This window comes from Candidatus Bathyarchaeota archaeon, from assembly GCA_026014745.1.
Lineage (GTDB): Archaea > Thermoproteota > Bathyarchaeia > Bathyarchaeales > Bathycorpusculaceae > Bathycorpusculum.
This window is the reverse complement of the sequence record JAOZHS010000001.1, coordinates 1,034,485-1,059,625: the sequence shown is the minus strand read 5'-3', so window position 1 is coordinate 1,059,625 and position 25,141 is coordinate 1,034,485. Positions and strand designations below refer to the sequence as shown.

Below are 25,141 nucleotides of genomic sequence, written 5' to 3'. Positions count from 1 at the left end.
ACGCCAACCTTTATGTCGCTTACTCGAAAGATTCGCCGTAGACGCTTTTTAGCCTGCGGTATGTTTTGGCGCAGCTATCGCAGTCAAACGTATAGATTTTTCCGTTCAAAACTTCGGTGTGCGGCTTCCCCGTTATGGGTTTGGAGCATGCAGCACACACAAGGGCCACTTCAGGTTTTGGCACCTCAACTGATTGAGGTTTAGCTGCTTTACCCGTACTCTCAGGGTAAGGTTCTTTGCCAATTCCACTCTTAAGCAAGATGCCGTGAGCTAAGCGGAGAAGCTCCTCTTTGGTTTCAAAAGAGACTTGTTCTTGTCGACCCAAATCGACTTTTTCGGTATCCAAGTCAACGATTATTTTTCTGCCCAGATCACGATGCCTAAAATAGATAAAACGTTTATCTGGCTGTTGCCTTGCCAGTTTAAGCTCGTTTTTGACTTCCTGGGAGAGATCAAATCCAGGCGTAATAATCAGAATAAAGGTAGTGCTTTCTTTTAGTGCGCGGTCTCTCACCTCAACCCATTCTTCGCGTCCATCCACCAGTTTTGGGATGTCCTTGCTGTCAAGAAATGAGTGATAGCCCAATTCCTCTAAGCCTGCTTTAAGGTGATCAGCATAATCTTTACCTGAACTCTTTTTGTGGCAAATGAATACACTAAAGGGCCTCAATCTTATCGAGAATTAGTAGGGAGGACTGAGAATTTAACAATTTGCTTGATTAACCTAGCGCTATTGCTGGCTTAGAGATTTTATGGTTTCTGCCAACGCGGTGGTTCTAACTGAGAAGGGGTGCTTTGGTTGATTTATTGAAAAGAGGAATTCATGGCGGCTAAACTGGATATCGCAAAAACATGGAATTGAACCAACAACTTTTGCGCCCACTACCCTTTCAAGTTCCGCTATCCAAGCTTTCTCGTCACTGACGCTGTAAACGCCGCCGTTTTGCATCGCCCCGGGAACTTTGTTCAATATAAGATAATACTTTGAGCCAAAACGAGAGAGGGAATCATAAATGTCGTTGATCATTTTTCGGGTACCCTCAATGTCAATGTCGCTGTCTTTGAGAAGCAGAAAAAGATAATCGGCCGTTGCCAAGATATTTATCGCCCAGTACCTAATGCCGGGGCTAGTATCTAAAAACAGATAATCCAAATTGTGCTCTTCGAAAAGTTCCCGCTTAGCACTCAGAAACCTTTTAAGTGCTTGAAGCTGCCACTTGGTGTCAAACTTGATTTCTATCTGGTTAATATCCTCTTTTCGGGGACTAGAAAAACCCACCAAAAATTTTCCGCCAAGGTTTAGCTCAGAACTAAGGTCCACCACAACATCAGATATCTGCGCGTCTCCGCTAAGCAAATCGTTCAGATAAAGTTCGGGGGTTTTCTTGAAATAGGAAAAAAGACTTGGCGCGTAAAGGTCAAAATCCATAAGGCCAACGTTTAAGCCACTTTTCGCGTACAGCGCCGCAATATTAGTAATCAGCGTTGTTTTTCCGCTGCCGCCCTTGTAGGAATGGAAAGCGAAAGTTCTTCGGGAACCCATCTTTACCCCTATTGTGGTAAGCTGCTTGTTTCTTATAATAATTTTCAATAACGTAGAAGTTAAAGCCTAAAATAAGGCTATTTTGATTCTTCTTTTTCGATAAGTTTGTTGAGTTTCTTGAAATGCTGATCGAGTTTTCTTTTGCGAATCACATTCTCAGGCAACGTTTCGGCGGCGCGAAATACAGGGATAACAGAGGCGAAAAGAAGAATACTAAGGATAGGGGCAAGAAAACTAATAGAGACGCTTATGAGAAGAAACTGAGGAGCCGTACTCAAAACCATATACACAAGCAGGGGCATCATGATGCCTATTGCGTAGAATTTTTCTTTGGAGCCTGCATACGCCAAATCTCCTGGAACAGCTAAATATAACGTCAAAAGAAAACCCCACGCGACGCCATAAGTAATATAATGAATAAACAAAGTCAAAGGCGTCAAAAAGAAGCTTAACAACCCAAAACTCACACCAAACATCACCAACAAAACAATAATCGGTTGCTTCCTGCCATACCGGTCCGCAACGATACCACCCAGAAGACCAAAAATTGCTATGCTACCATAAGCCAGCGGAATCCCAAGCGAGGTAACAGTTTCGAAATCGGGGGTTTTGGGAATGTTTGTCCAGCCCAGTAGCCCCGCGGCGGCATTAAAAAGAATCCAAGGGATAACGTATGAGGCGAAGTCTTTGTAGGACAAGATAGAAATCCATGACCCCGTTTTTCCCGGTTTACGTTCGCATTTGTCTAAGACAAGTCCGATTAAGCTGATAGCTCTAAAACATGCAAAAAACAACACCATCTCCACTAACCCAAAATTCAGAAGAGGAATAACGATAAAGGCCAAAAAAATCAACAGAAAGGTTAGAAGAATTGCTATTCCAGATACTTTTGCTCTTTCTTCGGGAACTGTTGAATCCGCAAGAAATGCAGCGCAGCTTGGAAAACCAAACCCAAAAGAAATCCCTAAGAGCACACTCAATATAACAATGAACGCGTCTCCCTCAAACAGGAACAGAGAGGCAGTTACAGCTACACCTAATATTATCCAGGAGGCGAGGATTTTTCTGCGGTTGATTATTTCGCTTAGTGAACTGCCAATTATAGCTGATAAGGCGCCAACGCCATAGAATAAGAGTAGACCAAAATATATCCAGGAGTTATCAGCGGAGTAGCTGAGAAATATTTGGTCGAAATACCATTGGACCAAGAAAAACCAAGATAAGGTGCCCGAGACCAAAGACACTACAATCAAGAGTTTTCTTGGGGAAATCTGCATGCCAAACGGATTCTTTTTGAATCGATTGGTCATTTAGCACTTACCCATAGTTTTAAATCAACTCAACTTAATATTATATTTTGTGTTTCTTTAAAAGGAGTTAAGGAATTTGAGCGATAAGGTTAGTGATGAGGAGAAATACAATAAGAAAAGACAAAACTACCTTGAGTGCGCTTTGGTAATGGATCGTCTTTTAGATGCAAGATTTTTTCCAGATGTAGTTGCGGCATTAGATAAAAACGACAAAAAGAGTTTCAAAAAGATCTGCAATAAGCAGAAAGTTCCATTAGGTATGCAAGACTCCCTATGGACAACCATGCTAGACACCAATACCAGAATGTCTGATGACCCAGGCTGGTTTCTTAAGTAACCTTCAGAAAAGCCGCTATAAAATTAGGTCAGCTATGTTAACAAAAGACTGACGACTCAAAGAAGAAAGCGAATCAAGTGCCGTTGACGGTTCAATAGTTGACAGGATATCTATGTTTTTTTCATAGTTACTTTTGGCTAAATCAAAAACATATTCTAAGGCTTTGGAGTCAAAGCAGATTTCTAAAAGTTCTTTGATATCTGCTGAGTCGAGAGTTTTTTTTTGAAGGATGGAATTTATTTTTTCATGCCTTTGGTGCGAAGACTTAGAGGCAAACAAAACTGGCAAAGGCACACTTTCATATTTTAATCGGTGCACAAGGTTACCCTCTAAGTTTAGGGTATCTCTGACTTCATCGGTTAATCGGTACCCAAAGCCAAGGCGTCTGCCGAATTCAGCCAAGGCATCTATTTCGTTATCGTCGCCGTTCCCGATAATTGCCCCGATTCTCGTGCAAGCTTCAAGCTCAGCCATTGCCTTCCACAAAATAGTCTCATAAGTTTTCAAATCAGTTTTCAGCTTTTTTCGGCATCCATTTTCCATAAACTCAGCTTCACAAATTTCCACATTTAACCGCCCATACTCTTCAACCACAACCTCAAGCTTCTCTATGGGAAGGCTCATGTTCCTGTTTTGAATAGAGGCCCAAGCTTTTACAATTAAGAGGTCGCCGACGAGCAAAGCGCTTCGAAGTCCATAGCGTCCAAGAACGGTCGTGCCAAAGTGTTTCCTTTTGGAGCGATCAATAATGTCATCGTGAAGACCAAATCCTGCTGAAGCAAGAGCGAACATAAGTCCGGCATCATCTGTTGCTTCTGGCGATCCACCTACGGCCTCACAGGATAGTGCAGTTAAGGCAGGCCTATAAACATCCTTCCAATTGCGGCTAATCTCTTTTAAGATGCATAAAAATTCAGGATCGCTGACACCTGAAAATAACACGGTTTCAATTTTTTTTCGGATCCTACCGCCCTTTTCTTCTAGAATCTTGTCCAAGTGTATTTCGCCTAAAACCGTTCTTTATTTTTTGTATGCGCTGTAATGTTTTTTGTTGGATAGCATTTAAAAGCTTTCAAATATGCGCCAATATTTATGTTAAAATGCAGCGATTTCTAAACAGCAAGACGGGCATCAAGGGTTAAATATTGCCGCATTTCTTTTTAATTTGGTGAAACATTTGGCTGCAGAAACAAGCCCTTTAATACGAAAAATTATGCGGCTTTATCCAGATTTAACCAAAGCACAACAATTTTTTGAGAAAACCGAAACCGCGTACCCCATCATGTTTCCCATAAAGCATGAGACGCTTCCTTTAGGGATCGAGAAAAGAAAACTGATGAGAATGAAAACAATTGAAGCTACAAGCTCAGCCTTAGAAAAAATTAAAAAATTTGGTGAGCTTGCAAACCTTACCCCATCCGAAAATAACAGCATTTTGTGTTCTATCATACTCACCACCAGACCTGCGATACTTATTGAAAACGACACATACCTCCAAGCCAAGCCACCCCTAACAAGCAGCGATATAGATTGGAACAATTTTCTCGAACCATATCGCGGCATGATAGAAAAGGCAGCTTTAAGCGTTGGAAGAATCGAATTCAAACACTCCGATACCGAGAAATATGGAGGCACAGGTTTTCTTGTCGCCGAAGACGTTATAATGACAAACCGTCATGTAGCAGAGTACTTTTGTGAAAAAGACATGCAAACAGGTGAATACATTTTCAAAACAGAAATTACCAGAAAACGCATAGATTACTGTGAGGAAAACAATACTTCGCCATCAAGAGAGTTTCAAATAAAGAAAATCCTAAAAATCTATGATCCGCCTGACCCTGACCTTGCACTCTTAAAAGTCGCAAAAACATCCCAAGAAAGAGAACATCCAACCCCATTAGTCATAGCAGACAGCATGCCAGACCCAATTGAAGATTCAGATGTCGACCCAAATGGGCACCGAAAGGTCTTTGCCGTAGGTTACCCTTTTTTTGACACTAGGGAAACCACCAAGCAACTTCAAGATGTTTTCGGAGACGTATATGAAGTCAAACGTCTGCAACCAGGAATATTCAACTCAGTTAAAAATGTGGATAACGTTTTGCGGCATGATTGTTCAACAATCGGGGGAAATTCTGGATCATGCATCGTCGATGTCAAACTAAATCAGGTTATTGGACTTCACTTCAGAGGCGAATTAGCCTCAGAGTACAATGAAGCCGTCGCGTTACCACTACTAAACAACTCCATAAAAAATGACCTTAAACAATTTGGAGTCGAGTTTGCCTAACAGGATTTATTTGCCCTTAAAATTCAGGGACCCTTTCAGGAATACTTGTCAGCTCTTAGCTTATATGAAAAGTGGTGGGGCTGGCCGGATTTGAACCGACGACCTTTGCCCAACAGCCGCGCATAGTCGACTGTTTACGGGTTTCTCTATGACCGCTCCAGAGATTCGTCATTCTCCTCGCGGAGTCAGCAAACCCGTGTGTGTTTGCTTCTGGAGCCCGTCGTCATACCTGTCTAGACTACAACCCCACCGAGGTCTAGTCAAACCACAATAGTTGAAGCTCACCCATAAAAATATTTCATTTAGCTAAAGGGAAGTATGTTGGTTTTTTATCGGTTAGGTTAAATCGCAGTTACTTGTAGATTAATGAAGAGAACCATGGATGCACAGACAAAAGGGGGGCAACTACGCAGAAAAGCTCCGCAAATCATCATTGTTACCTTAGTTGTCGCCTTATTTGTGTACGTTTTGGTTGAGGTTCTAGTTGACATCTTCGTCAATGGCAGCTCCCTAACCAGTGGTCCCCTCATCGGCGCCATCGTCGCCTTCACTGGCAACGTAACCGAAACCGTCTCGACATGGGGCTACATCGGCATCTTTATCCTCATGATTTTAGAAGCCAGCTCACTACCCATCCCAAGCGAAATCGTGCTCCCCTTCGCAGGATGCATAATTTCAATGGGGCAAACAAACCTCAACATCACCCTAACAGTGGCGGTTGCCACCATAGCCGCTATCATCGGGAGCCTCATTGACTACTACATTGGCTACAAAGGCGTCGAAACCCTCACCAAACACCGCATCCTAGGTCACAGCCTCTTTTCAATGGAGCAGCTAGAGGTTGCAGGCAGATGGTTTAGACGGTACGGCTCCGCGGTGGTGTTTTTGGCGCGGCTAGTCCCCGTGCTGCGTACACTTATCTCGTTCCCAGCGGGCGCTGCCAAAATGTCACTAACAAAATTTGTTGCCTATACAGCCGCAGGCTGCTTGATATGGAATACGTTGTTGATTTATGTGGGGTACTATTTGGGGTCGAATTGGAGAGAGGTCGCGGGCTTCTCCGAATACATTATAATTGTAGTCGGCGCTGGGTTGGTGGCGGCGGCTGCGTTTTACTTGTATAGTAGAAGAAAAAGAAAGAAAAAAGCTCAAACGATTGTTAAACCGTGATGATGTTAGGGTTCAAATCGCCGCTAACGCCAAGCCGCTGGGTTTCCTCTACTTGTAACATGCAGTCCACATGAGAATGGTCATTGAAAACTTTGTAATTCACCGAACGCAGAAACGCAGCATCTATAGAAACAGGCGAATCCGCAGCAAGAATACCGAGGTCACCTAAAACTATGCCTCCGGGGTTGGGGGCGCAGTCGCAGGCTTCCGCGATGTCTTTAGCAAAACTCACATAGCTGACCTTGTCGGGGGCAAACGTAGAGAGAACGCCATACGCAGCCGATGCCAAAGCTAAAGACAAATTTTCTTTACCCACAAAACGGATGGCTTCAATCGGACATGAGGCAACGCAGAAGGGACAACGCATGCACGCCGCGGAGCTATTGTAGGCTTTACCCTCGATGATTTCTGGGAGACCCATAGGACACACCTCTTTGCATTTACCGCAGCCAACACATTTTGAGGTATCAATCTCAAGACCAACAGCACGGTGCTGACGAAGCTTACCTGCTTTGGAGGTGCAGCCCATAGCCAAGTTTTTGATGGCGCCGCCGAACCCTGATAATTCGTGACCTTTACAGTGACTAACAGCTATCATGGCGTCAGCTTGAACTATAGCTCCTGAAACCTCAACTTCAGGCAAGATACCACGGGTCTTGATAAGTTGAAAGTTCTCGCTTTTAAGACCATCCGCAACGATGAAAGGCGCCATGTTAAAACCATTCATCAACGCGGTTTGCATGTGGTCGTAAGCGTTGTTTCGAAGCGCGTTGTAGTATGTATTGGCGTCTGTTAGGAAGGGTTTACCGCCCGCTTCCTTGACGCGTCGGACTATGTCATGCACAAAAAAGGGTTGTACATAGTAGGGGTTGCCCAATTCGCCGACGTGTATTTTTATGGCGACCAAGTCGCCTTTGCTTATGCAGTCGAAGGTTCCGGCTTCGTCGTAGAGGCGGTTTGCTTCCAAATGCAGGTTGCGGTTCGTATCCCAAGGTAATAAATGGACGTTCAAAGTCGATTCCCCAATAACAGTTCTTAGTCAAGTAGACACGCTATAAAAGGAGTACGCTTCCAAGGACATACACAAATAAGGCTACAAAACCAATCATGTTTATGGCTGCGAAATGCAATTTTCAAAAACTTACCCGCGAAGAAAACAAAGTAACCGTTACATCGCTAAGTTGCCTAGCCAAGATGCAAAAAGAACTCAAGCGACGCAGCGAGGGACAAGAGTTTGACGAGGCATTCACAAAAGAAATCCTAACCCGATTCAAATTTACTCCGCCGCCAGAACTCAAAGATGCCCAATCACTAATTATTGTTGCAATGCCGCGGTCACCTAAGAAGGCAATTTTTGATTGGAAAAACAAGAAGCATACGTTTATTGTGCCTCCGATTTACTCGGCGTTTGACGAGAAGCGGATGCGTGTGGAGCAGTTGGTCACCGAGGCGGTTGGGCAAGTGGGGTTTAGAACAGCCCCGCTTTTTTTGCCGCTAAAGCTGTTGGCAGTATCAAGTGGTTTGGCGAGGTATGGGCGCAACAACATCGCCTACGTGGAGGGTATGGGAAGTTTTGTGCGCTTCACCGCGCTGTACTCAGATATGCCAAGCGAAGAAACCCTCTGGCAAGAAGCAAAAATGCTTGACCAATGCATCGAGTGCGATTTATGCAGAAACGCTTGCCCCACCGGCGCCATAGACAAAGAACGGTTCTTACTGCACCAAGACAGATGCCTCACTTATCACAACGAAAAAGACGGCAAAATCCCCTTTCCTGAGTGGATAAAACCGCAGTGGCACAACTGTTTGGTGGGCTGTACTCGATGCCAAACCGCATGCCCCGAAAATAAGTCCTACATAGCAAAAGTGGAGGAAACAGTGGAATTCACCCAAGAAGACACCACGATGCTACTCAAAGGCACATCCCCCGAGCAGGCACCCAGAAACCTATTGGAGAAGATAAAACAATTAGGATTAACTGATTACTTCAACGAGATGCCACGAAACCTCTCGGCACTACTTGAGAATTAGTTAATATTTTTTGCCTACTGCAAGTTTTCGTTGGATTTCGGCTACATCAGAGTCGCTGTCAGCTAAGACGTTTATCCAAAGCTCAAATTCCGTTTGAGAGATTTCTTTTTGAATTATGCCCTGTTGGTCGCCTGAAAAGTAACGAGGAGCAGTGGAGTTGAAGAGTTTGACGTAGAAGATGCGGTCAGCTATGACTATTTGGGAGCTGCAGTCGGCTTGTTCACCTAGGGCGTAATCGATTGCGTATGGCACACTAATGACCTACTCGTAGGGGTTGATTTATGTTTACTTAAAATTTACTCCTAAAAACCCAAGAAACTCTTTGGGCACAAGTTTTTATGTCGATGAAGTGGTGGTGAGGTTTGCTGTGGGGGTTTTTCTGCGTTTTATGAATATGTAGCCGCCGGCGCCGATGATGATTGCAATGGTAATTATAGCCACGACCAAAACTGTTGGGAAGGGTGTGATGCTAAAGTATACAGTGTAGGAGTCAGAGTTGCCTAATTCGTCGCTGGCGTAAAGCGTGAGTTTATGGGAACCCTCAGAAAGCGCGGGTAGCGTGACGTTACCGACGATGGTGACGTTTTCTTTGTTGTCTAAGCAGTAAGCCAGCGAAGTCACGTTTTCGTTGGTAATGAATTGGAGTTGGATATCAGTTTCTTGGTAAGAGACGTTCTGTGGCAGGATTATGTTTACTGTGGGGGGCAAAGTGTCAATCGAGAAGTACACCGTGTCTGAAACACCCATGTTACCGGCGCTGTCGTTAGCGTACATGACTACGCGGTGTCCGCCCTGTGCGAGACCAAACAGCTGCGTAGCCGAAGTAACTGTGACATTTAAGCCGCCATCAACACTGTAACCCAGCCACTGTGCGCCCCGATTGACTGTGAATGTAAGGGTGACAGAGGCGTAGGTTTTGTTTGTTGGGGAAGTAATCTGAAGTTTGGGCGCAACCGTACCAAATTCATAAGGCGTATAAACCTCGTTGGTTGCTAAAACCTCTCCACCGCTCAAACCGCCAATCGCATAGACTAAGTCGTTGAGCGTGGCAACGCACAGGTTAGCTCTGGCAGTGGGCATGTCTTGGGCGAGGTTCCAAGAGCTGTTTTCTGGGAAGTACACTACGGTTTGTGCTGAGAATTCGTCCGTGTAGCCGCCGAGGAAGTAGATTCTTTGGGGCGCCATAAGCCCCGTGGTGGCTACAGCCGCGGCGGAGCTGGTTGCATCGGGCAGTCTTGTTGTTAAATTCCAGATGCCTGTATGAGGGTCGAAAACTTGGCTTGCATCCGTCACCACGCTGTTATCTGCTGCAGCGGACTGGGAGGAGCCGCCTAAGATGTAGATTTTGCCGTTAAGCACCGCAGAAGCGTAGCCTTCCACGGCGGTAGTCATAGATGGCCCCGTGGTCCAAGTATCATTGACGGGGTTGTAGATTTCGTTTAGGTCAGTTTCTTTGTAGTAGGGGTTTATGCCTGAGTATTTTTTTCCGCCGATAAGATAGAATTGGTCATCAACGACGCTGGCGGATAAGTCGGCTCTGGGCGTGGGCATGGAGGTTTTGGTTTGCCAAGAATTGGTTACGGTGTCATAGACTTCGTTGTTGCCTAAGTAGCCGTTGCCCACTGTGCCGCCTATAACATAGATTTTGTTGTTGTAGACTGCGATGGCAAAGCCGCTTCGGGGAGTAGGCATAGGCATACATGTTGACCAAATGTTAGTTTGAGGATTATACACTTCAACCGTGTTGAGGTATTCATTGTCGCCGCTTGTGCCGCCGATGGCGTAGATTTTTCCACCTACCACGGCAACACCGAAGCCTGCACGGGGGGTTGGCATCTCGGCTAAGGTGCTCCAAGTGCCTGCCTTTTTAGTATCCTCAGTTGCGGCTGTAGAAGCGGGAACAAAGGAAACCGCGCAGAATATGGGTAATACCACTAGGCAAATAAGCAGTACAGATAGGAGTTTGTTATGCTTATTTATCGGTGAGCCCTCAGTGAACTTGTTGAGTTATAGATTACAGTTCACACTTATTAAAGGCTAACCACAATTAAACCCGAAATCAGCAAGGACGCAAAGAGCTAAATGCGTAAAAAGCAGTATTTTTTTGTGGTAAACTTTGATTAAGCAAGTTTTGGTTGCAGTGGATGGTTCCGATAATTCCTGGAAAGCACTAGATTTCGCTTTAGATTTTGCAGAAAAATACAGCGCCGCCTTAGAGGTGCTCAATGTTTCTGAGTCTTCAGCGGTGGTTGCGGTTCTTCCGCAAGTAGGTCCTGAAGGATACGTAAATGAAAGCTCCGCGGCTATGGCAAGGGACCTTTGGGAGTTTCATGAAGAAATCATCAACAGAGCCCGAACACACGTTGAAGAGACAAAATCGAAGGTTCAAACATCGTTTAAGCTCCGAGAAGGCGAAGCAGCCACAGAAATAGCGGCAGAAGCCAAAGACGGCGCCTTCGACGTGGTTGTGGTTGGTCATGCGGGGACTGGTCGAATGAAAGAGTTTCTTGGCTTAGGCGGCATAAGCGAAAAAGTCGCTCACACGGCGCCCTGCCCAGTTATAATCGTACGTTAAAACGTGTGCTTGTGCCTGCGCAGTCACACATCTTTAAACCTGTTTTTATTGCTCTATTTCTTGGCGTTTTGGAGGTGAAATGTTGGTTGAGATAGAGGTTCGCAAGTCAGAATCAGACACAGAAAAAGTTGAAAGCAGCAGCTTAGATGTGAATGAAATAATTGGTAAGGTGCGGAGTTTTGTGGATAGCATCCGGGATATGTCGCCGAGTGGAGAACCGATGAAGGTGACGGTGGAGGGATTCAATTTTTCGTTAAGCAAATCAAACGGTCAGTATGATTTGTCGGTGAAGTTGAATTTGTCATTTAAGCCTAAAGCCTCGCCGGAAGCTCCTAAAACCCCAGCGCCAGAATCCACAGAATCCACGGAGCCCGTTTAAGCCTCAGGACAGTTTCTATGCCGACTCCTGAAGTAATCGTTTTCTCGTTTATAGGCGCGGTTGTTTTTGCATTAATCAATTTTTTCACCTACAAAATAAGCCACTATATAGGCGAACACAAAACCAAGGTCTTATCTTTTTTTGGCGGCATAACCGTTAGCTACGTGTTTTTGGATTTACTGCCCAGCCTTGAACAATCCAGCCTATACCTAAAACAGTTAGGCAACAGTGTACCCTTAATCGCGCTCTATGAAGACGCCATCTTTTTGGTTGTGCTGGTTGGGTTTTTGCTGTTTTTTGTTTTAGAGCATGTGGCGGTTAAGTCACGGCGGCAACGCACAACCCAAGGAGAGGACATAAAGAGCACGCAAGCCTCAAAACGCGTCTTTTACATTCACCTCTTCACCGTTGCCTTACCCAACTTCATAGTTAGTTTCATCTTCATCTTTGAATTCGACACGGGAACCGTAACCGCCTTGCTGTTTTTTGTAGCAGTTTCGATGCATCTTTTCATCGAGAACGAATCTATGCTGGAACACTACAAACGCCTCCAAATTGGGGTGGGTCGTTACGTTATGGCGGTGGTTCCGCTTTTGGGTTGGGCTGCGTCTGTGTTTTGGCCTGAAACCATCGCCACGGCCTACGTTATGCTTGCATTCGTTTCAGGCGTTATTCTCTATCACGCCATACGTAATGAGTTGCCGTCGAGTTTTCGGCGGAATAGCTGGGCGTTTTTCCTTTTGGGCGCTGCCTTGTATGCGGTGCTTCTGATTGGGCATGCGTTGATTGGGGCGTAGAGTTGGGAAAAACTTTTACCCCGCAGAGGCACACTGTGGTGTAGGAGGTTGTTGTTTGGAGAAGAAATGCCCAATATGCAAAAAAGCCTACACCACCTTTAACGCTAAACAGAAATATTGCAGCGACGCCTGCGCCAAGAAAGCAGGCAAACAATAGCTATTTTCCTGAATAGGAAGTATTCTATCTTTTCTTCTGAAATTTTTTAGATGAACGCTGTTTAGGTGACAACGGCTGCTTTTCTAAGTTCTCTGGCTTCTATATCGAGGCATTCGTCACAAAGGTCAGAGGAGGGTCGGTTGATGCGTCGACTGATTGCAACGCGGGGATACTGCATGCAGGATTTGTACCAGTGCCACCGGTCAGGTTCAGGACCCTTGACGTATTCAACCACAACGTAGCACCAGAATCAAATATGAAACAACCAATATTTACTATTTATGCAAATTTCCCCCTAAAATATGAAAAGGTTGGTCAAAATAATTTGACTAAAAATAGTCAAGAAACCTTAACTGAAACCTTCTTATTATTACCGAAACCTAAGAAAAATGTATGGCAGACTACAAGACGCTTACGTCACTATTAATGCTCTTTCTTACAGTAACTATGACCTTAACAGTTCAACCAGCACACGCTTCTGCCCCTAAACCAGCGACACCAGAAATTATATCGATTAAATACGATGATCACTACGGCGAGGCCCATGTTGTCCATATCTGTGTGAAGAACCAAGACGTTGCGCCATACAAGGACCCAGTTACGGGTCAAGACTATGAACTGTACTTTAATGTTAGCTATACTTTTCCCGATGCAGAATATTTTCCCCTAAGAGGATTAAACTTCACCGATGAAAATAATTTAAATATCATATTACCCGAAACAGCGAATGCGCAGTGGTTAAATTATTATGCTATGGGTAGGCAGCCATCTACCTCAGAAGACACGACTTTAACCATTTATTTTGGAGACTATCGCATGTGGGAAGACCATATACTGTTATTCCCACATAACTCGGGAAGGTGGATGGCGTTCCGTGTACAAGCAGTATTTGGATATTACACGGTAACATCCGCGGTTCCAGGATTCAAACCTACTTTCAGTTTCACAGGTGTATCAAGTGGTTGGACTGACGGTCGAATGGTTTACGCTGGAAACTTACCGCCAGGTCCAGGTTGGTACCCACCAACACAAGTTGAAACAGCCCCAAGCTCCTCCGCTTCACCAAAACCAACAACACAACCCACACAAAACCCCCCAGCAACCCCAAACCAACAAGCCACCCAACCAAAAGGATCGCCAGAAAACGGGACGATAATGGTTACAACCGTAACAACGGTTGTTGTGATAGCTTTGGTAGTTATTATCGCAATAATGCGTCGCAGAATTTCGTTATTAGAGCGCAGAATAGAAAACTTGGAAAGTCACTAAAAGACATTTTCGTCCACACAGCGACATAAAAATGCCCTAAAGGCTCACAGCATAGTTATAGTTTAAATGATATAGGGGGCGGTCTTTGAGGTCAATAGGGGATTCTCAAAAGGCTAAGAAGCTAAAACATAGTGGGGGCATGGGTTGGATTTAGAGGTTTGTGGGGTCTGGAGATAGTTTGAGGGGGGAGAAGGGAGAGCGAGAAAAAATTATTGTTCTCCAAACCTGTCCACCCAACCCATGCCAGCTTTTCTTTTTGCCCTCCATATTATTTTGCGTCTATAGTGCCTTGAATGCCTCAAACCAGCGGTTATACATCGAGAGCATATCCAGCGAAACCGAAGGCTTGCGTTCTTCAAGGATTTGGCGGAAGTCAGCCATCGTCAAAGGCCGAGGCGTCGCTGCCTTGTCCATAGCCTTGCCCGACTCAAAGAACTCGCCGATAAGGCTCAGCTGGGCAGATTGGCAAACGTCGCGAATGTCGCTGCCGCTGAATCCTTCTGAGAGGCGTGCAAGTTCATGCAAGTCAACATCGGAACTAATCTGCAGGTTACTGGAATAATGCTTAAGCATGTTAAGCCGTGTCCCGTGGTCAGCGAGGGGCACAAGGATACGTTTCTGGAACCGTCGAATGAAAGCCCAGTCAAGATCCCAAGGCTTATTGGTAGCGCCGATGACGTAGACGTGGAGTGCTTTTCCTTTGTCTACGATACCGTCCATTTCCTTGAGGAACTGGTTCTTAACGCGGATTTCGCCGCCGACCTCGTTACTGTGAGTACCCATCAATGAGTCAAGTTCATCAACGAACACGATTGAAGGTTTGCCGTCTGTAGCGTTTTTACGTGCCGACCCAAAGAGCTTAGCAACATTCTGCTCTGCCTCACCAAGCCACTTCGACATAATCGAAGCTGCATCAATAGAGTAGAAGCTGGCGTCGATTTCAGTTGCAACAGCCGCTGCCAAAAGAGTTTTTCCACAGCCCGGAGGACCGAACAGCAAAATGCCACGTGGCCAACCCAGCGGAAACAAATCTGGACGCTGCACAGGGTAAACGATGGCTTCTTTTACGGCTTTTTTGGCAACATCTAACCCGACGACTTCTGCCCAGCTCACTTTGGGTTTCTCGGTGACTACGAGTTCCTCGTTGGGTTTTGCTAAGCCGCCGCCGTTGCTGCCGTCCATGGTTGCGCCGCCATTGCCGCCATCGCTGTCTTCGTTAGCTGCCTGATTCATCTCTTGGGAGGAAACTGCGCCTTGAAGGGCTTTGATACGTTCCTGATACGCGATTGCGCGTTGAACGTAGACTTTGTTTAAACCATATTCGGGGTAAAGTTGGACGAGCTGCAGAAGGCTCTCTATAGCTTTTTGGTAGAGGGTTATTGCTCTGCCTTTCTGTCCCTGCTTATCAAGCCGTACCGCGTCAAGGGCGTAGGCTGTTGCTGCTTTTTCAAGTTCGTTTGAAGCGCTCACGTCATGTTTTCTCCTTTATGCCTATTCAGGCGACCGTAACTCTATCTTGATTTTACCTTTGGCCCCCAAACCTTCGAGGGCACGTTCAATTTCTTCGTTTGATGTCTGCAATTCACTACTGCATCTGCCTAAATCGATTTCGCCATTCATCTTTCGCACATAATCTAAGAGGACTTCTTCAAGGTTGGGTTTAGGTTTCTGCACTTTTAGCTGGAACTCTTTAATTTCAGACTTCTTATAGGAGAACAGGGCCTTCTCGGGGTCAAACCCTGATTCCTCCTCAGTGGTTTTGGTACCAAACACCTGAGAGGTACTCGCAGCCAACGCCACCATCTCCCGAACAGGAGCAACAGGGGCTTTCTGCTTAACAGGCGCCGACACAGGTGGTTCAGGCAAAGTTTCACTGAGTTTCTGCTCCATAAAGCAGTGGACTTCTTTGAGGACTTCTTCGCCGGCTTCTGTTTTTCTGCCCACGCCAACGATGTTCTCATCAGTGGTAAGTTTAGTTTGTTGGAGCGTATCTTGGATGGCTGAGTTAACATTGTTAAGTTCAGTGCTAACGTCAGGTAAAACTTGGAAAAGCTCTTGAGAAACGCCTTGAAGCAACTTCAACGCAGGCTTAAGATCCGAAACGATGTCGCCTAGTTCCTTGATTGTTTCAAGACGCATAATAACACGTTCAATAGCTAATTGAACGTTGTAGAGGAATTTGACTAATTTGCGGACTTCCGCAATTTCAGTTGCGCATATGGCGGCTCTTTCTTTGTTGTTCTTTTTGAGTGCGCCCATGCAGGTTTCGAACAGGATTCGGTCGCGTTCTTTGAGGCGGAAACTGGCCTGTTCAAGTTTGCTTTGTTGAACTTTTAGGGTATAAATAGACTTTGTAGCAACTTCACGGATAGGGGGAGAGTTACGGTTAGTAAAACTCACGATTGCTCAGTCCCTCCCATACCCCATCCATTGATTGGAACCGGGTTAGATGCCAGTTCTCCCAGTTTCTTTCACGTAAACAACAACTGGGGGTTCAGGAAGTTTAGTTGCGCCGTTTGAGACTGTTTCAGCGTAGACTTTGTTGGGTATTGGAGAAGCGATTGGGGAAGCGATGGGTTTTGGTGGTAACTGTAGTGAGTCGCCTAACAGTACATTGGAGACTTTGCTCTTGGTTGCTTCATAGTCAGCTTTCTCGCTACTGGCACGTCGAAGTGTCTCTTGTAGTAGGGCAAATGCGGCTTTGTAGTTTTCTTCGTCAACCTTGCCGATTTCATGTTCAATTTCTAGGTTTGCGACGGCGTAGCTCAGAGAGGATATTTCTTCTTGGCATCGTTCGATTTCGATGGCGGCGTCGTCGATTATGATTTGTGCGTCTTTTTTAAGTTGGGTCAAGACGTTGCTGAAGCTGCTGTGAAGATCCTGGTAGACTTCAGGGGTGATTTTCTTCTTTTCAGCAAGGTCCTTTAGGGCTTCATCTTTGCGCCATATCAAGGGAATTTGGTCACAAAGCATGTTAGCGGTGTTTTTGATTTTTGTGATGAATGTAATGTCAGCGCCATTGAATCGTAGGCTTTCCATGGGCTGCTTGGAAAATTGACCGTCACCGAACTCGATGAAGACAGCGTCAAATTTTCCGCTGGGTGTTAATGCGAATGATGCGACTTTGCCTATTACTCGGCCATACTCGTTCTTAACGGGTTTGCCAATAGAAAGAAAAAGATTGGTGTTGGACATTTTTCAGGCTCCTTTTAGAATGTTGTTCTCTCTGCTTGTGAAGCTGGAGTAGATGGCATTCCTGCGGGTAGGTCTGGGAATTTGTCCTTGATTTTTTGCTCTGCGACTGTTGCTGCTTCGGTTAGGATCTTTGATGCATCTTCGTTAACTGTGTCGAAGTTGAGTGTCATGCCGCTGCCTTGGCCTGCTTCAATCATTATTCCGCTGAGCATGTTGCCGATTTCTCCCAGTTCATTTTCTGCTTCTGGGAAAACACTTGTCAAGCCTGCACGTACTGAACGTAGAACACCGACGGCGGGGCCGAGTGTGCTGACTACGTCGCCTAATTCTGAAACGGTTCGTAACCGTAATGTGATTTGCTCGAGAGCAAGTTTAGCGTTCATGATTAATTTGGACATTTTTCTAACTTCAGCTAGTTCGTTTGCGAAGACGTTTGCGCGTGCACTGTCGTGTTTTGTGTAGGCGTCAACGATGCGTGCGAAGATTGCTTTGTCTCTTTGGCTAAATCTGTCGGTTGCTTGATCTAATTTTTGGACTTGAAGTTCGATACGTCTGACGGCGAAGTCCAGTCTTGGTTTTAGGGGTCCTGGCGGCTTCACTGCGTCTTTAATGCGGTTTGCGAAGGGCTCATCTTCCCGTTTACTTTCCCACTTTTTAGCGAATCTTTCAGACATTATTATTACCTCTATCACGCAGTGAATGCCGAAAACAGAGTTATACATTGTTAATATGACCGAAATATGGACGTATATATGTACAGCTATACGTTGCAGGGGATTTGGCGTTTTGCTTTAACTTTTAGACTAAAAGTTGGATTCATATATGGTGATTTTATACATAAACATGTTAGTTAGACTAAAAAGAATCGCTAAGCAACACAGTATCAAAAGGTGTAACAAATGGGCAGCAGAATTAAAGTATTCGCAATAATAGCTGTAATAGGCTTCCTAGCAGGCATAATCGCACAAGTCGCCGCAACCTATTTCATCCCCTGGTTCATGAGCGTTTTACCCCTCCTCGGCGATGCAACAAGCTTCATCATCTCAGGATGTGTTGGCGCAGTCCTAACGGTTGCTATCGTCAGCGTTTGGGCATACATGACAGGCAAAAAAGACCCCTACTAAAGAAGCCCCAACCCTTCCTTTCTTTGTTAAATAGCCAATAGGCTATACCAACAAGCGTGGTGCGAGCCACAAACACATTTTCTTTTTTCATCTCCATGTTTCCCCAACTCAGAGGTCGTGTGGAGAAAAAACCAGCCCATACATACTCCCACACGCACATGGCGACTGCTTCAACATTCCTCTATGTTGGGGGTGTGGTAAAATTCGGTTATGCCACACCGTAACAGACGCTTAGAAGCATTGTAAACTTAAAAATCAACCGCTGCCAGCTGCTATCTTGTTGTGTCCCGTAAACCGCCACGCCCACACAAAAGATAAAAAAAATACTGAAAAAAGACAAAGAAGGCGATAAACAGCCTCACTTTTCAGAGTTTCTGCGGTAAAAAATAAGAGATAATCCCAAGAAAACCAGCGAAATAACCCACAAATTAGGGTTATGAAGCGGACCTATCACTTCGTACCACACACTGGGATGAGCGCTATAACCACCAGTTGCATAGTAGTAAACGGCAGTTGTGATGAAGTAGCCACCTAATCCTGCCAAAGCTGCGCCGACCCCAGCTAAACTGGGCTTTTTGGGCTGTTGTTTGATGAGAGGCAAAGTCGCAAACAACGCGGTTAAGGCTACGGCAAGCAAGCCAAAAACAGTCAGCACAAAACTGAAAAGGTTGGCGGGTTGCAGCATAAAATCCAAGCCATACTGCTCATAAACCCGCGTGTAAGGCACCGCAACGCCCGACCACATCATCGAAAAGTTAAACCAAAAAACCACAAACAGGTAGCCCACGCCTGCTAGGCTTGCCCATTTGCCGATTTCTGCTGTGGATGCGTTGTGGTTGATGGTTGTTCGGAGTTTTAGGAGCAGTGGCGGAACTACCAAAACGATGGCTGTGCAAGGGATGAAGGTGACGTAGAGGAGCAGGGCTTCGGGGGTGTGGCCGAAGTAGAAGAGAGTGGGGTCGGCGGCGAGGTTGTAGACGGCTGCTGCGATAATTGAGGGAATTAGGGTGAGGTAAAAGACGGCTTCGAGTAGCAAAAAGATGCTGAGACAGCGTTTTATGCGGGGCATAAGGGTATCTTTTTTGCGCCAAAACAGGTAAGCGCCATACACTGCAAATACTCCAGCAACTGCACGCACAATTATTGCGACTGAACCGCCGGCGCCTTCGCTACTGTAGAAGAGCACCATCCACCACCACGGATTGACTGAGAGAGAAGAGTAGAGCCATTGGTTGCTTAACATGCCAATGCTGTCACGCATGCCACTTGCCATGTAGTAGACTGCGTAGGCAAAGTAGGTGCAGGCAACAACTAAAATCCAGAAACGGTAAGAATCACCATACTTTTGAAGCCATGTCCCCATTCTGAGTTCACCATTCCTCGATTGGAGAGTACAATTATTTAGTTCTATTCAGGGAACAAATCGTTCCAAAACAGGAACACTCACTATGTGCTTAAAGGACGAAAGCAGAAAAAAAGTATCCGCTAGACGGTGTTATTTTGCGTATTTGCTTCTTAGTTTGGTTTTTTCGATTTTTCCTGTGGGGTTGCGCGGTATTTTATCAAAAATGATTTTGCGTGGACGCTTATATTTCGGTAGCAGAGCCTCAAGAAAAGTCATAATTTCTTCTTCAGTCAGGCTTTCTCCGAGCTTAACATCGATGACAGCACAGGTAATTTCGCCCAGACGGTTATCGGGTACCCCTATAACGGCCACATCATAAACTTTAGGATGATTGTGAATGGCGTCTTCAACCTCGATGGGATAAATATTCTCACCGCCGACAATGATTAGGTCTTTTTTGCGGTCAACCAGATACACATAGCCGTCTTGGTCAATACGCGCCATGTCCCCTGTGTGCAGCCAGCCGTCAATGATTGTTTTGTCGGTTAAGGCGGGATTTTTGTAATATTCACGCATTACCCCATCACCCTTAACGCATAACTCACCCACCATCGACTGCAAAACATCGCTGTTATCGTCCACACTTACAATTTTGAGCTGCCAACCATAGCCGACTTTACCTACAGCTCCAGCCCGAAACGCATTTTCCAGCCCCAGATGCACTGCACCGGGACCCGTGGCTTCGCTTAACCCATAATTATTATCGTACGCCATTGTTGGGAAATAATCCCGCCAATGCTGCACAAGGACAGGCGGAACAGGCTGGGCTCCGATGTGCATCAAACGCCAAGAATCCAAAGCATAATCTTCCAGCTTAAGTTCCCCTTTATCGAGAGCCACCAAAATATCATGAACCCACGGCACCAGCAACCACACAATAGTCCCCTTCTCCTTGCTGACTGCGTCTAGCACGTTTTTGGGGCTAAATTCAGTTAAGATTGTGCCCTTAGCTCCAGAAATGAGGCTGCCAAACCAATGCATCTTGGCGCCAGTATGATACAGCGGAGGCAACAGAATAAAATTATCATTGTGTGTTTGGTAATGATGTTTCTGTTCGACTTCTGCGGCGAAGCTCATGTTTTTATGGGTTAGCAGTACGGGTTTGGGGTCGCCTGTGGTGCCTGAGGTGAAGTATAAGCCGCATTCATCGGTGGGTGTCAACTCAATTTTTGGGTCTTCGACGTTGGCTGACTCTAAAATCTCGGTGTAGTTAGTCATGCCTTGGGGGAGATTGGGACCTAGATAGATGTACTCTTGGATGCTGGAGGGCTTTACGTCCTGTACAGTTTTGAGGAAAAAGTCCTCGAAAATTATCGCTTTGGCTTGCGCGATGTTGGTGCAGAACCTAAAATCCAGCGCGTTGAAACGAAAATTCAGCGGCACCGCCCAAGCGCCAGTTTTGATAATGCCAAAATAGGTTATCAACCAATCGATAGAGTTGCGCATCCAATGGATTACTTTATCGTCTTTTCTAAGCCCTCTCTGCAGGAGGTAATTGGCTATACAGTTGGCTTGCTGATTGAACTGTTTCCAGGTAATTTGTCTGCGGATGTTTTGGCTGGGTGTTAGCTCAATTAACGCCACATCATCGGGGTAGGCGCGGGCGTTTTCTTCAAGCATTTCCACGATGGTAGGTGTGAAGGACCCTCAACTCCTCTGTTTAGCTTGCGCTTTGAGACCGTATTAAATGGCTAGGATACTTTTTAAAATATGGCTCAAAAAAGGCTTCATCAGATTTTTCCTTCAAGAATAACACCATTCGGCTCCCCAAAAGTTAGAGTGAAAATCTTAGACATTCGTTATTATAACAAAGCGCTTGAGTGGCTCAAAGAATAACTGGTTCGTTTTTGGGTTAATAGTGGACTCAATAGCGGAAAAAGCACTCACCAGCCTCCAGCTTAAATTTCCCCGCCTTCAGCTTCAGCGTACCTCGATTTTCTCATCGTCCAAACGTTAGGGATGCCCCCAACTTTATTTACATTATTGTAGCAACACAGCCATACCCAAATGGAACGGTGAGACAACAGACAGGGTTCTGTCTGGGTCTTGAGAGGTTGAAAATATCCATAAATAAATCCGCCCCCTAGAGGGTTTGGACTATACGGTGACTCTTTGAGTCTCAAAAACGCTGTGTAGTCCGTGTTTTTTGTTGTGCCTTGGAAGGAGGTGAATTAGTGAGGAAAACAATTGTCGCGTTTATGATTATGATTCTTTTAGCTTCATCAATTAGTGTGGCGATTTTTGCGGCGGGTCAATCTCAACTTGCCAATCAGGCTGCTGCGGTAAGTTATCACAGTAATGATGGATTCGTGATTGTCCAGTTACCGCAGGGCACACCAAACCATCCAACGAACCTCTACATTGCAGTATCAAACACAGTTAACCAATCAGACCCCATGGGCAACAGCATGATGGAGATCCACCTATGGGACCCCAACACAAACCAGTATCTGCCAGTCGCAGTATTAACCACCTACAAGGACAATGCGACTATCAGCATGATCCAAAGCGTCCTCAATAACACCCTTGCATGGACACCACCCGCCATGATGAACATTGTCAACCTTACAACCAACCAACTCTACGTGTGGATGAATGGACCAATGCTTATGGCTAACCTAACGGTTCCAATAACCATCGCCCTACCCTCGGCGTGGGGCGGCAACATCACCCTACCACCAATGACATTATGGTTCGTACCCATCGCACAGGGCTTCACCAACAGCGAAACGTGGACACTACCTAAACCCATTTTCTCAGGTTGGACAATAAACTCAACTTACACTGATACACCCGCCTGGGTCCGCGTTGCAATCCCAACATGGCTTGGACCAACCCCAATCGAAACCGTCGGTAGCATGGCACTAAACGATACAACAAATTATATTCCGCCAGCAAGTTAGAGCAACAGAAAACTTGACAATAACCCCATTTTTTAAAATTTTTATTTGATGTGTCTTCGTATTTCTTAACACACAATTCTTTTAAGCAGCCCTCCCAACACCCAATTAAGGGAAAAAATGGTCAGGAGCGCTGGGCTATGCAGTATCGGGTTGTTCCAAAAAACGGTGACAAACTGTCCGTATTAGGCTTTGGGTTGATGCGGCTTCCGCAGAAGAACCTAAAAGTCGATGAAGAACGCAGCATAAACCAAGTGCATTTAGCCATTGACAGCGGCATCAATTACCTTGACACTGCGCCGCCCTATCATGCAGGTGAGAGCGAGCGGATATTGGGTAAAGCACTCCAAGACGGTTACCGAGAAAAAGTCAAAATCGCCACCAAACTCACTCATTTCATGCTAACAAAACCCGAAGACATGGAAAAAATGCTCAACCTACAACTCAGCAAACTGCAAACCGACCACATCGACTATTACCTGTTACATGCACTGGACGCTGCATCGTGGCGCAGACTTCAAGGCTTCAACGTACTAGATTTTCTTAAAAGAGCCCAGCGGGAAGGCAAAATCATCAATACTGGCTTCTCCTTCCACGGTTCTCAAGCCACCTTCCGCGAAATCATAGAAGCAAACGACTGGACCATGTGCCAGATTCAATACAACTTTTTGGACGAAAAAATGCAGGCAGGCACGGAAGGACTGCGCTATGCGGCTTCTCAGAAGCTTGCGGTTATGGTTATGGAGCCTTTGCGGGGCGGTTCCTTGGCGGGTAAGCTGCCGAAGGATGTTAAAAAAATCTATGACGAGGCGCCAATGAAGCGGACAGCGGCTGAGTGGGCGCTGCGTTGGGTTTGGAATCATCCTGAAGTCACTGTGGTTCTCTCAGGCATGAACGACGAAGCACAGATACAGGAAAACATCGCCACCGCAGAAACCGCGCTGCCCAACTCGATGAGTCAAGAAGAACTTTCAATCGTGGGCAAAGTTGCCTCGACGTATCGGCGTCTTATGAAGGTGCCTTGTACGGGCTGCGCGTATTGTATGCCCTGCCCTAACGGCGTCAACATCCCCTCGAACTTTAATCTCTACAACCAATACAACATGTTCGATAACAAATTCATGGACCGCGGCATGTATGTAGTAACCCTGATGGGCGTCATGGATGGGAAACGCTCTGATGCGTCGCTTTGCCAAAACTGTGGCGTATGCGTCAAGAAGTGCCCCCAGCACATCAACATCCCCGAGGAACTCAAAAACGTCAATAGTTGCCTTGGCGGAACCAGAACCAAACTGATGATTCCTGTAATCAAAGTGGTGGCGAAGAGGCAAATCAGTAGAAAAATCGAGTAACCCTTTCAGGGTTTTAGTTTTCTTAGGGTTAAGTTGGATTTAGGCGGCAAGGTTTTTGGCAGATTAGCCGCAGTGCTGGGGGTTTTAGAAGCGGTTTTTTGCTGAATTTTTATGATAACAAATTCTGCAGGTTTCAGAGGCGCAAACCCAACAATTATGTTTAGGTTTCCGGCTTCGAGGTCGGCTTGAGTGTTGGTTTCAGCATCACATTTTATCAGGTAAGCTTCGGCGGATTTTGCACCCATAAAAGCGCCTTGCAACCATAGGCTGTGCATAAAAGAGTCAACGGAAAGGCGGATTTTGCTCCATAACGCCTCGTTATTGGCTTCAAAAGTCACCCACTGCGTACCCCGACGAATGCTTTCCTCCAAATACAGCGCTAACCGCCGCACAGGAACATATTTCCACTCAGCATCCTGGGAGGCACGAAGCGTCTGGGCACCCCAAATCACAGACCCAACAGAAGGCAACATTCTGATGCAGTTTAAACCCGCAAAGTTTAGGTCTGAGACATCCCCCTCGCTAAGCGCCACGGTTAATCCCGAAACCCCCATCAAAGTAGCTGTTGTACCTGCGGGCGCTTTCCAAAAACCTCGCTGCGCATCTGTGCGCGCAATCACGCCTGCCACAGCACCACAGGGGTCAAACTCGGCTATTGTTCCAGTGAGGGGGTCAGTGGCTTCTATGCGGGGAAAATAGGCTGCGGCGTTGCGGCTTTTGGGAAAGACTTTGATGGCGTCAAGCGCAGCGGTTTTTGTAGTCCACTGAGGCGAGGGGTCAATGAGCAGAAAGGCGTTGTGTTGTTCGCAGAAGGCTTCAGCGGCGGCATAGACGGCTTTTCGGGTGTCCTCGGAAGCGCCTAAGCCGGGCAAGCAGAGGAGGTTGAAAATGTCGGCTTTTTCAAGAGCGTACAAACCGGTTTTTTCGTCAGGGCTACCCAACACCGCTTGCGCAGATTGGGCGCCTACACGGATGATTAGGGCGTGGGAGCCACCGTTTATGAAAAAATGATTAACCGCGTAGCCGAGGCTGCTGTCCTTGCAAAGGGCGCCAAAGGATGCGGTGAATTCGGTGAAACTGTGGATTAAAACCGGTTGGTTGAGGGGACCTGTTTGTGTGGTTCCTACAAATGCGGTAACGGAGGTTGATACGCCGCTGATTGATCTTGCGGTTGAGGAGACTTCTTCGATGTAGACGCCGGGTTTCATGGTTGCTTCCCTGCGTGTTATGGTGGCTGGGGCTCTTTTGTGTTGCCCTATCAGGTTTGGTCAGGAATTCTTGTGCAGAATAGTCAAGAAAGTTTTACA

26 protein-coding genes and 1 tRNA gene are annotated in these 25,141 nt (G+C 46.0%); 11 read left to right on the top strand and 16 right to left on the bottom strand.

Going from position 1 to position 25,141, the window contains the following annotated elements:
- Nucleotides 1–19: 19 nt before the first annotated feature.
- The 3 genes from NWE92_05620 to NWE92_05610 all read right to left on the bottom strand — a co-directional run bounded on the left by NWE92_05620 (nt 20) and on the right by NWE92_05610 (nt 2,853).
- Nucleotides 20–670, bottom strand: coding sequence for a toll/interleukin-1 receptor domain-containing protein (locus NWE92_05620; GenBank protein MCW4029108.1), 651 nt, complete (start codon nt 668–670; stop codon nt 20–22).
- A 60-nt stretch (nt 671–730) separates the two neighbouring features.
- Nucleotides 731–1,543: an AAA family ATPase gene (locus NWE92_05615; protein MCW4029107.1), complete on the bottom strand. Its 813-nt coding sequence runs from the start codon at nt 1,541–1,543 to the stop codon at nt 731–733.
- Nucleotides 1,544–1,620: 77 nt separating this feature from the next.
- Nucleotides 1,621–2,853 (bottom strand): MFS transporter, encoded by a 1,233-nt coding sequence (locus tag NWE92_05610; GenBank protein MCW4029106.1) that lies wholly within the window; start codon nt 2,851–2,853, stop codon nt 1,621–1,623.
- A gap of 76 nt (nt 2,854–2,929) precedes the next feature.
- Between NWE92_05610 and NWE92_05605 the strand changes: the two genes are divergently transcribed.
- Entirely contained in the window at nt 2,930–3,190 is a 261-nt protein-coding gene (locus NWE92_05605; GenBank protein ID MCW4029105.1) for a hypothetical protein, read from the top strand.
- Nucleotides 3,191–3,205: 15 nt separating this feature from the next.
- On the opposite strand, the gene NWE92_05600 is transcribed toward NWE92_05605, so the two are convergent.
- On the bottom strand, nt 3,206–4,186 hold the full coding sequence (locus NWE92_05600) for a polyprenyl synthetase family protein (protein ID MCW4029104.1): 981 nt from the start codon (nt 4,184–4,186) through the stop codon (nt 3,206–3,208).
- Between the two features lie 181 nt (nt 4,187–4,367).
- On the opposite strand from NWE92_05600, the gene NWE92_05595 reads away from it, so the two are divergent.
- Nucleotides 4,368–5,480 (top strand): serine protease, encoded by a 1,113-nt coding sequence (locus tag NWE92_05595; protein MCW4029103.1) that lies wholly within the window; start codon nt 4,368–4,370, stop codon nt 5,478–5,480.
- A 72-nt stretch (nt 5,481–5,552) separates the two neighbouring features.
- On the opposite strand, the gene NWE92_05590 is transcribed toward NWE92_05595, so the two are convergent.
- Nucleotides 5,553–5,728 (bottom strand) — tRNA-Trp (locus NWE92_05590).
- A gap of 130 nt (nt 5,729–5,858) precedes the next feature.
- On the opposite strand from NWE92_05590, the gene NWE92_05585 reads away from it, so the two are divergent.
- Entirely contained in the window at nt 5,859–6,650 is a 792-nt protein-coding gene (locus tag NWE92_05585; GenBank protein MCW4029102.1) for a DedA family protein, read from the top strand.
- On the opposite strand, the gene NWE92_05580 is transcribed toward NWE92_05585, so the two are convergent.
- Nucleotides 6,640–7,662 carry a DUF362 domain-containing protein gene (locus NWE92_05580; protein ID MCW4029101.1) on the bottom strand — a complete coding sequence of 341 codons (1,023 nt, stop codon included), beginning with the start codon at nt 7,660–7,662 and terminating at the stop codon, nt 6,640–6,642. The genes NWE92_05585 and NWE92_05580 overlap by 11 nt on opposite strands.
- 101 nt (nt 7,663–7,763) lie before the next feature.
- On the opposite strand from NWE92_05580, the gene NWE92_05575 reads away from it, so the two are divergent.
- Nucleotides 7,764–8,681: a 4Fe-4S dicluster domain-containing protein gene (locus NWE92_05575; GenBank protein MCW4029100.1), complete on the top strand. Its 918-nt coding sequence runs from the start codon at nt 7,764–7,766 to the stop codon at nt 8,679–8,681.
- Here NWE92_05575 and NWE92_05570 read toward each other — a convergent pair whose 3' ends face one another.
- Together NWE92_05570 and NWE92_05565 are read right to left on the bottom strand one after the other, a co-directional pair.
- Nucleotides 8,682–8,933 (bottom strand): hypothetical protein, encoded by a 252-nt coding sequence (locus tag NWE92_05570; protein ID MCW4029099.1) that lies wholly within the window; start codon nt 8,931–8,933, stop codon nt 8,682–8,684. It lies immediately after the preceding gene.
- A gap of 84 nt (nt 8,934–9,017) precedes the next feature.
- On the bottom strand, nt 9,018–10,616 hold the full coding sequence (locus NWE92_05565; GenBank protein MCW4029098.1) for a hypothetical protein: 1,599 nt from the start codon (nt 10,614–10,616) through the stop codon (nt 9,018–9,020).
- A gap of 181 nt (nt 10,617–10,797) precedes the next feature.
- On the opposite strand from NWE92_05565, the gene NWE92_05560 reads away from it, so the two are divergent.
- The 3 genes from NWE92_05560 to NWE92_05550 all read left to right on the top strand — a co-directional run bounded on the left by NWE92_05560 (nt 10,798) and on the right by NWE92_05550 (nt 12,432).
- Nucleotides 10,798–11,256, top strand: a complete 459-nt coding sequence (locus tag NWE92_05560; GenBank protein MCW4029097.1) for a universal stress protein — start codon at nt 10,798–10,800, stop codon at nt 11,254–11,256.
- A gap of 79 nt (nt 11,257–11,335) precedes the next feature.
- Entirely contained in the window at nt 11,336–11,635 is a 300-nt protein-coding gene (locus NWE92_05555; protein MCW4029096.1) for a hypothetical protein, read from the top strand.
- Nucleotides 11,636–11,652: 17 nt separating this feature from the next.
- Nucleotides 11,653–12,432: a hypothetical protein gene (locus NWE92_05550; GenBank protein MCW4029095.1), complete on the top strand. Its 780-nt coding sequence runs from the start codon at nt 11,653–11,655 to the stop codon at nt 12,430–12,432.
- Nucleotides 12,433–12,650: 218 nt separating this feature from the next.
- Here the strand turns inward: NWE92_05550 and NWE92_05545 are convergent, their stop codons facing one another.
- A complete protein-coding gene (locus NWE92_05545) occupies nt 12,651–12,824 on the bottom strand; it encodes a hypothetical protein (protein ID MCW4029094.1) in 174 nt (57 codons plus the stop codon).
- Nucleotides 12,825–12,982: 158 nt separating this feature from the next.
- Here NWE92_05545 and NWE92_05540 point away from each other — a divergent pair, with 158 nt between their 5' ends.
- Entirely contained in the window at nt 12,983–13,858 is an 876-nt protein-coding gene (locus NWE92_05540) for a hypothetical protein (GenBank protein ID MCW4029093.1), read from the top strand.
- 279 nt (nt 13,859–14,137) lie between these two features.
- On the opposite strand, the gene NWE92_05535 is transcribed toward NWE92_05540, so the two are convergent.
- From NWE92_05535 to NWE92_05520, 4 genes are read right to left on the bottom strand one after another with little or no spacing between them, the layout of a single operon-like run.
- Nucleotides 14,138–15,328 carry an AAA family ATPase gene (locus tag NWE92_05535; protein MCW4029092.1) on the bottom strand — a complete coding sequence of 397 codons (1,191 nt, stop codon included), beginning with the start codon at nt 15,326–15,328 and terminating at the stop codon, nt 14,138–14,140.
- A 21-nt stretch (nt 15,329–15,349) separates the two neighbouring features.
- Nucleotides 15,350–16,258 carry a hypothetical protein gene (locus NWE92_05530; protein MCW4029091.1) on the bottom strand — a complete coding sequence of 303 codons (909 nt, stop codon included), beginning with the start codon at nt 16,256–16,258 and terminating at the stop codon, nt 15,350–15,352.
- A gap of 45 nt (nt 16,259–16,303) precedes the next feature.
- On the bottom strand, nt 16,304–17,053 hold the full coding sequence (locus NWE92_05525; protein ID MCW4029090.1) for a CdvA-like protein: 750 nt from the start codon (nt 17,051–17,053) through the stop codon (nt 16,304–16,306).
- A 14-nt stretch (nt 17,054–17,067) separates the two neighbouring features.
- The gene (locus tag NWE92_05520; GenBank protein MCW4029089.1) at nt 17,068–17,727 is read right to left on the bottom strand and encodes a Snf7 family protein; all 660 of its coding nucleotides are present in this window, start codon (nt 17,725–17,727) and stop codon (nt 17,068–17,070) included.
- Nucleotides 17,728–17,952: 225 nt separating this feature from the next.
- Here NWE92_05520 and NWE92_05515 point away from each other — a divergent pair, with 225 nt between their 5' ends.
- Entirely contained in the window at nt 17,953–18,177 is a 225-nt protein-coding gene (locus NWE92_05515; GenBank protein ID MCW4029088.1) for a TMEM43 family protein, read from the top strand.
- 358 nt (nt 18,178–18,535) lie between these two features.
- On the opposite strand, the gene NWE92_05510 is transcribed toward NWE92_05515, so the two are convergent.
- Nucleotides 18,536–19,540: a hypothetical protein gene (locus NWE92_05510; GenBank protein MCW4029087.1), complete on the bottom strand. Its 1,005-nt coding sequence runs from the start codon at nt 19,538–19,540 to the stop codon at nt 18,536–18,538.
- A gap of 132 nt (nt 19,541–19,672) precedes the next feature.
- Nucleotides 19,673–21,202, bottom strand: a complete 1,530-nt coding sequence (locus tag NWE92_05505; GenBank protein ID MCW4029086.1) for an acyl--CoA ligase — start codon at nt 21,200–21,202, stop codon at nt 19,673–19,675.
- 554 nt (nt 21,203–21,756) lie between these two features.
- Here NWE92_05505 and NWE92_05500 point away from each other — a divergent pair.
- A complete protein-coding gene (locus tag NWE92_05500) occupies nt 21,757–22,485 on the top strand; it encodes a hypothetical protein (protein ID MCW4029085.1) in 729 nt (242 codons plus the stop codon).
- Nucleotides 22,486–22,622: 137 nt separating this feature from the next.
- Entirely contained in the window at nt 22,623–23,834 is a 1,212-nt protein-coding gene (locus NWE92_05495; GenBank protein MCW4029084.1) for an aldo/keto reductase, read from the top strand.
- Between the two features lie 5 nt (nt 23,835–23,839).
- Here the strand turns inward: NWE92_05495 and NWE92_05490 are convergent, their stop codons facing one another.
- Nucleotides 23,840–25,042, bottom strand: coding sequence for a phage tail sheath subtilisin-like domain-containing protein (locus tag NWE92_05490; protein ID MCW4029083.1), 1,203 nt, complete (start codon nt 25,040–25,042; stop codon nt 23,840–23,842).
- Nucleotides 25,043–25,141 lie beyond the last annotated feature (99 nt).

Bases quoted from the DNA above. Each gene is read 5' to 3' on its own strand.
- NWE92_05615 (MCW4029107.1), bottom strand. From the start codon at position 1,543: ATGGGTTCCCGAAGAACTTTCGCTTTCCATTCCTACAAGGGCGGCAGC.
- NWE92_05610 (MCW4029106.1), bottom strand. From the start codon at position 2,853: ATGACCAATCGATTCAAAAAGAATCCGTTTGGCATGCAGATTTCCCCA.
- NWE92_05585 (MCW4029102.1), top strand. From the start codon at position 5,859: ATGGATGCACAGACAAAAGGGGGGCAACTACGCAGAAAAGCTCCGCAA.
- NWE92_05575 (MCW4029100.1), top strand. From the start codon at position 7,764: ATGGCTGCGAAATGCAATTTTCAAAAACTTACCCGCGAAGAAAACAAA.
- NWE92_05555 (MCW4029096.1), top strand. From the start codon at position 11,336: ATGTTGGTTGAGATAGAGGTTCGCAAGTCAGAATCAGACACAGAAAAA.
- NWE92_05550 (MCW4029095.1), top strand. From the start codon at position 11,653: ATGCCGACTCCTGAAGTAATCGTTTTCTCGTTTATAGGCGCGGTTGTT.
- NWE92_05540 (MCW4029093.1), top strand. From the start codon at position 12,983: ATGGCAGACTACAAGACGCTTACGTCACTATTAATGCTCTTTCTTACA.
- NWE92_05525 (MCW4029090.1), bottom strand. From the start codon at position 17,053: ATGTCCAACACCAATCTTTTTCTTTCTATTGGCAAACCCGTTAAGAAC.
- NWE92_05520 (MCW4029089.1), bottom strand. From the start codon at position 17,727: ATGTCTGAAAGATTCGCTAAAAAGTGGGAAAGTAAACGGGAAGATGAG.
- NWE92_05515 (MCW4029088.1), top strand. From the start codon at position 17,953: ATGGGCAGCAGAATTAAAGTATTCGCAATAATAGCTGTAATAGGCTTC.
- NWE92_05510 (MCW4029087.1), bottom strand. From the start codon at position 19,540: ATGGGGACATGGCTTCAAAAGTATGGTGATTCTTACCGTTTCTGGATT.
- NWE92_05505 (MCW4029086.1), bottom strand. From the start codon at position 21,202: ATGCTTGAAGAAAACGCCCGCGCCTACCCCGATGATGTGGCGTTAATT.
- NWE92_05495 (MCW4029084.1), top strand. From the start codon at position 22,623: ATGCAGTATCGGGTTGTTCCAAAAAACGGTGACAAACTGTCCGTATTA.
- NWE92_05490 (MCW4029083.1), bottom strand. From the start codon at position 25,042: ATGAAACCCGGCGTCTACATCGAAGAAGTCTCCTCAACCGCAAGATCA.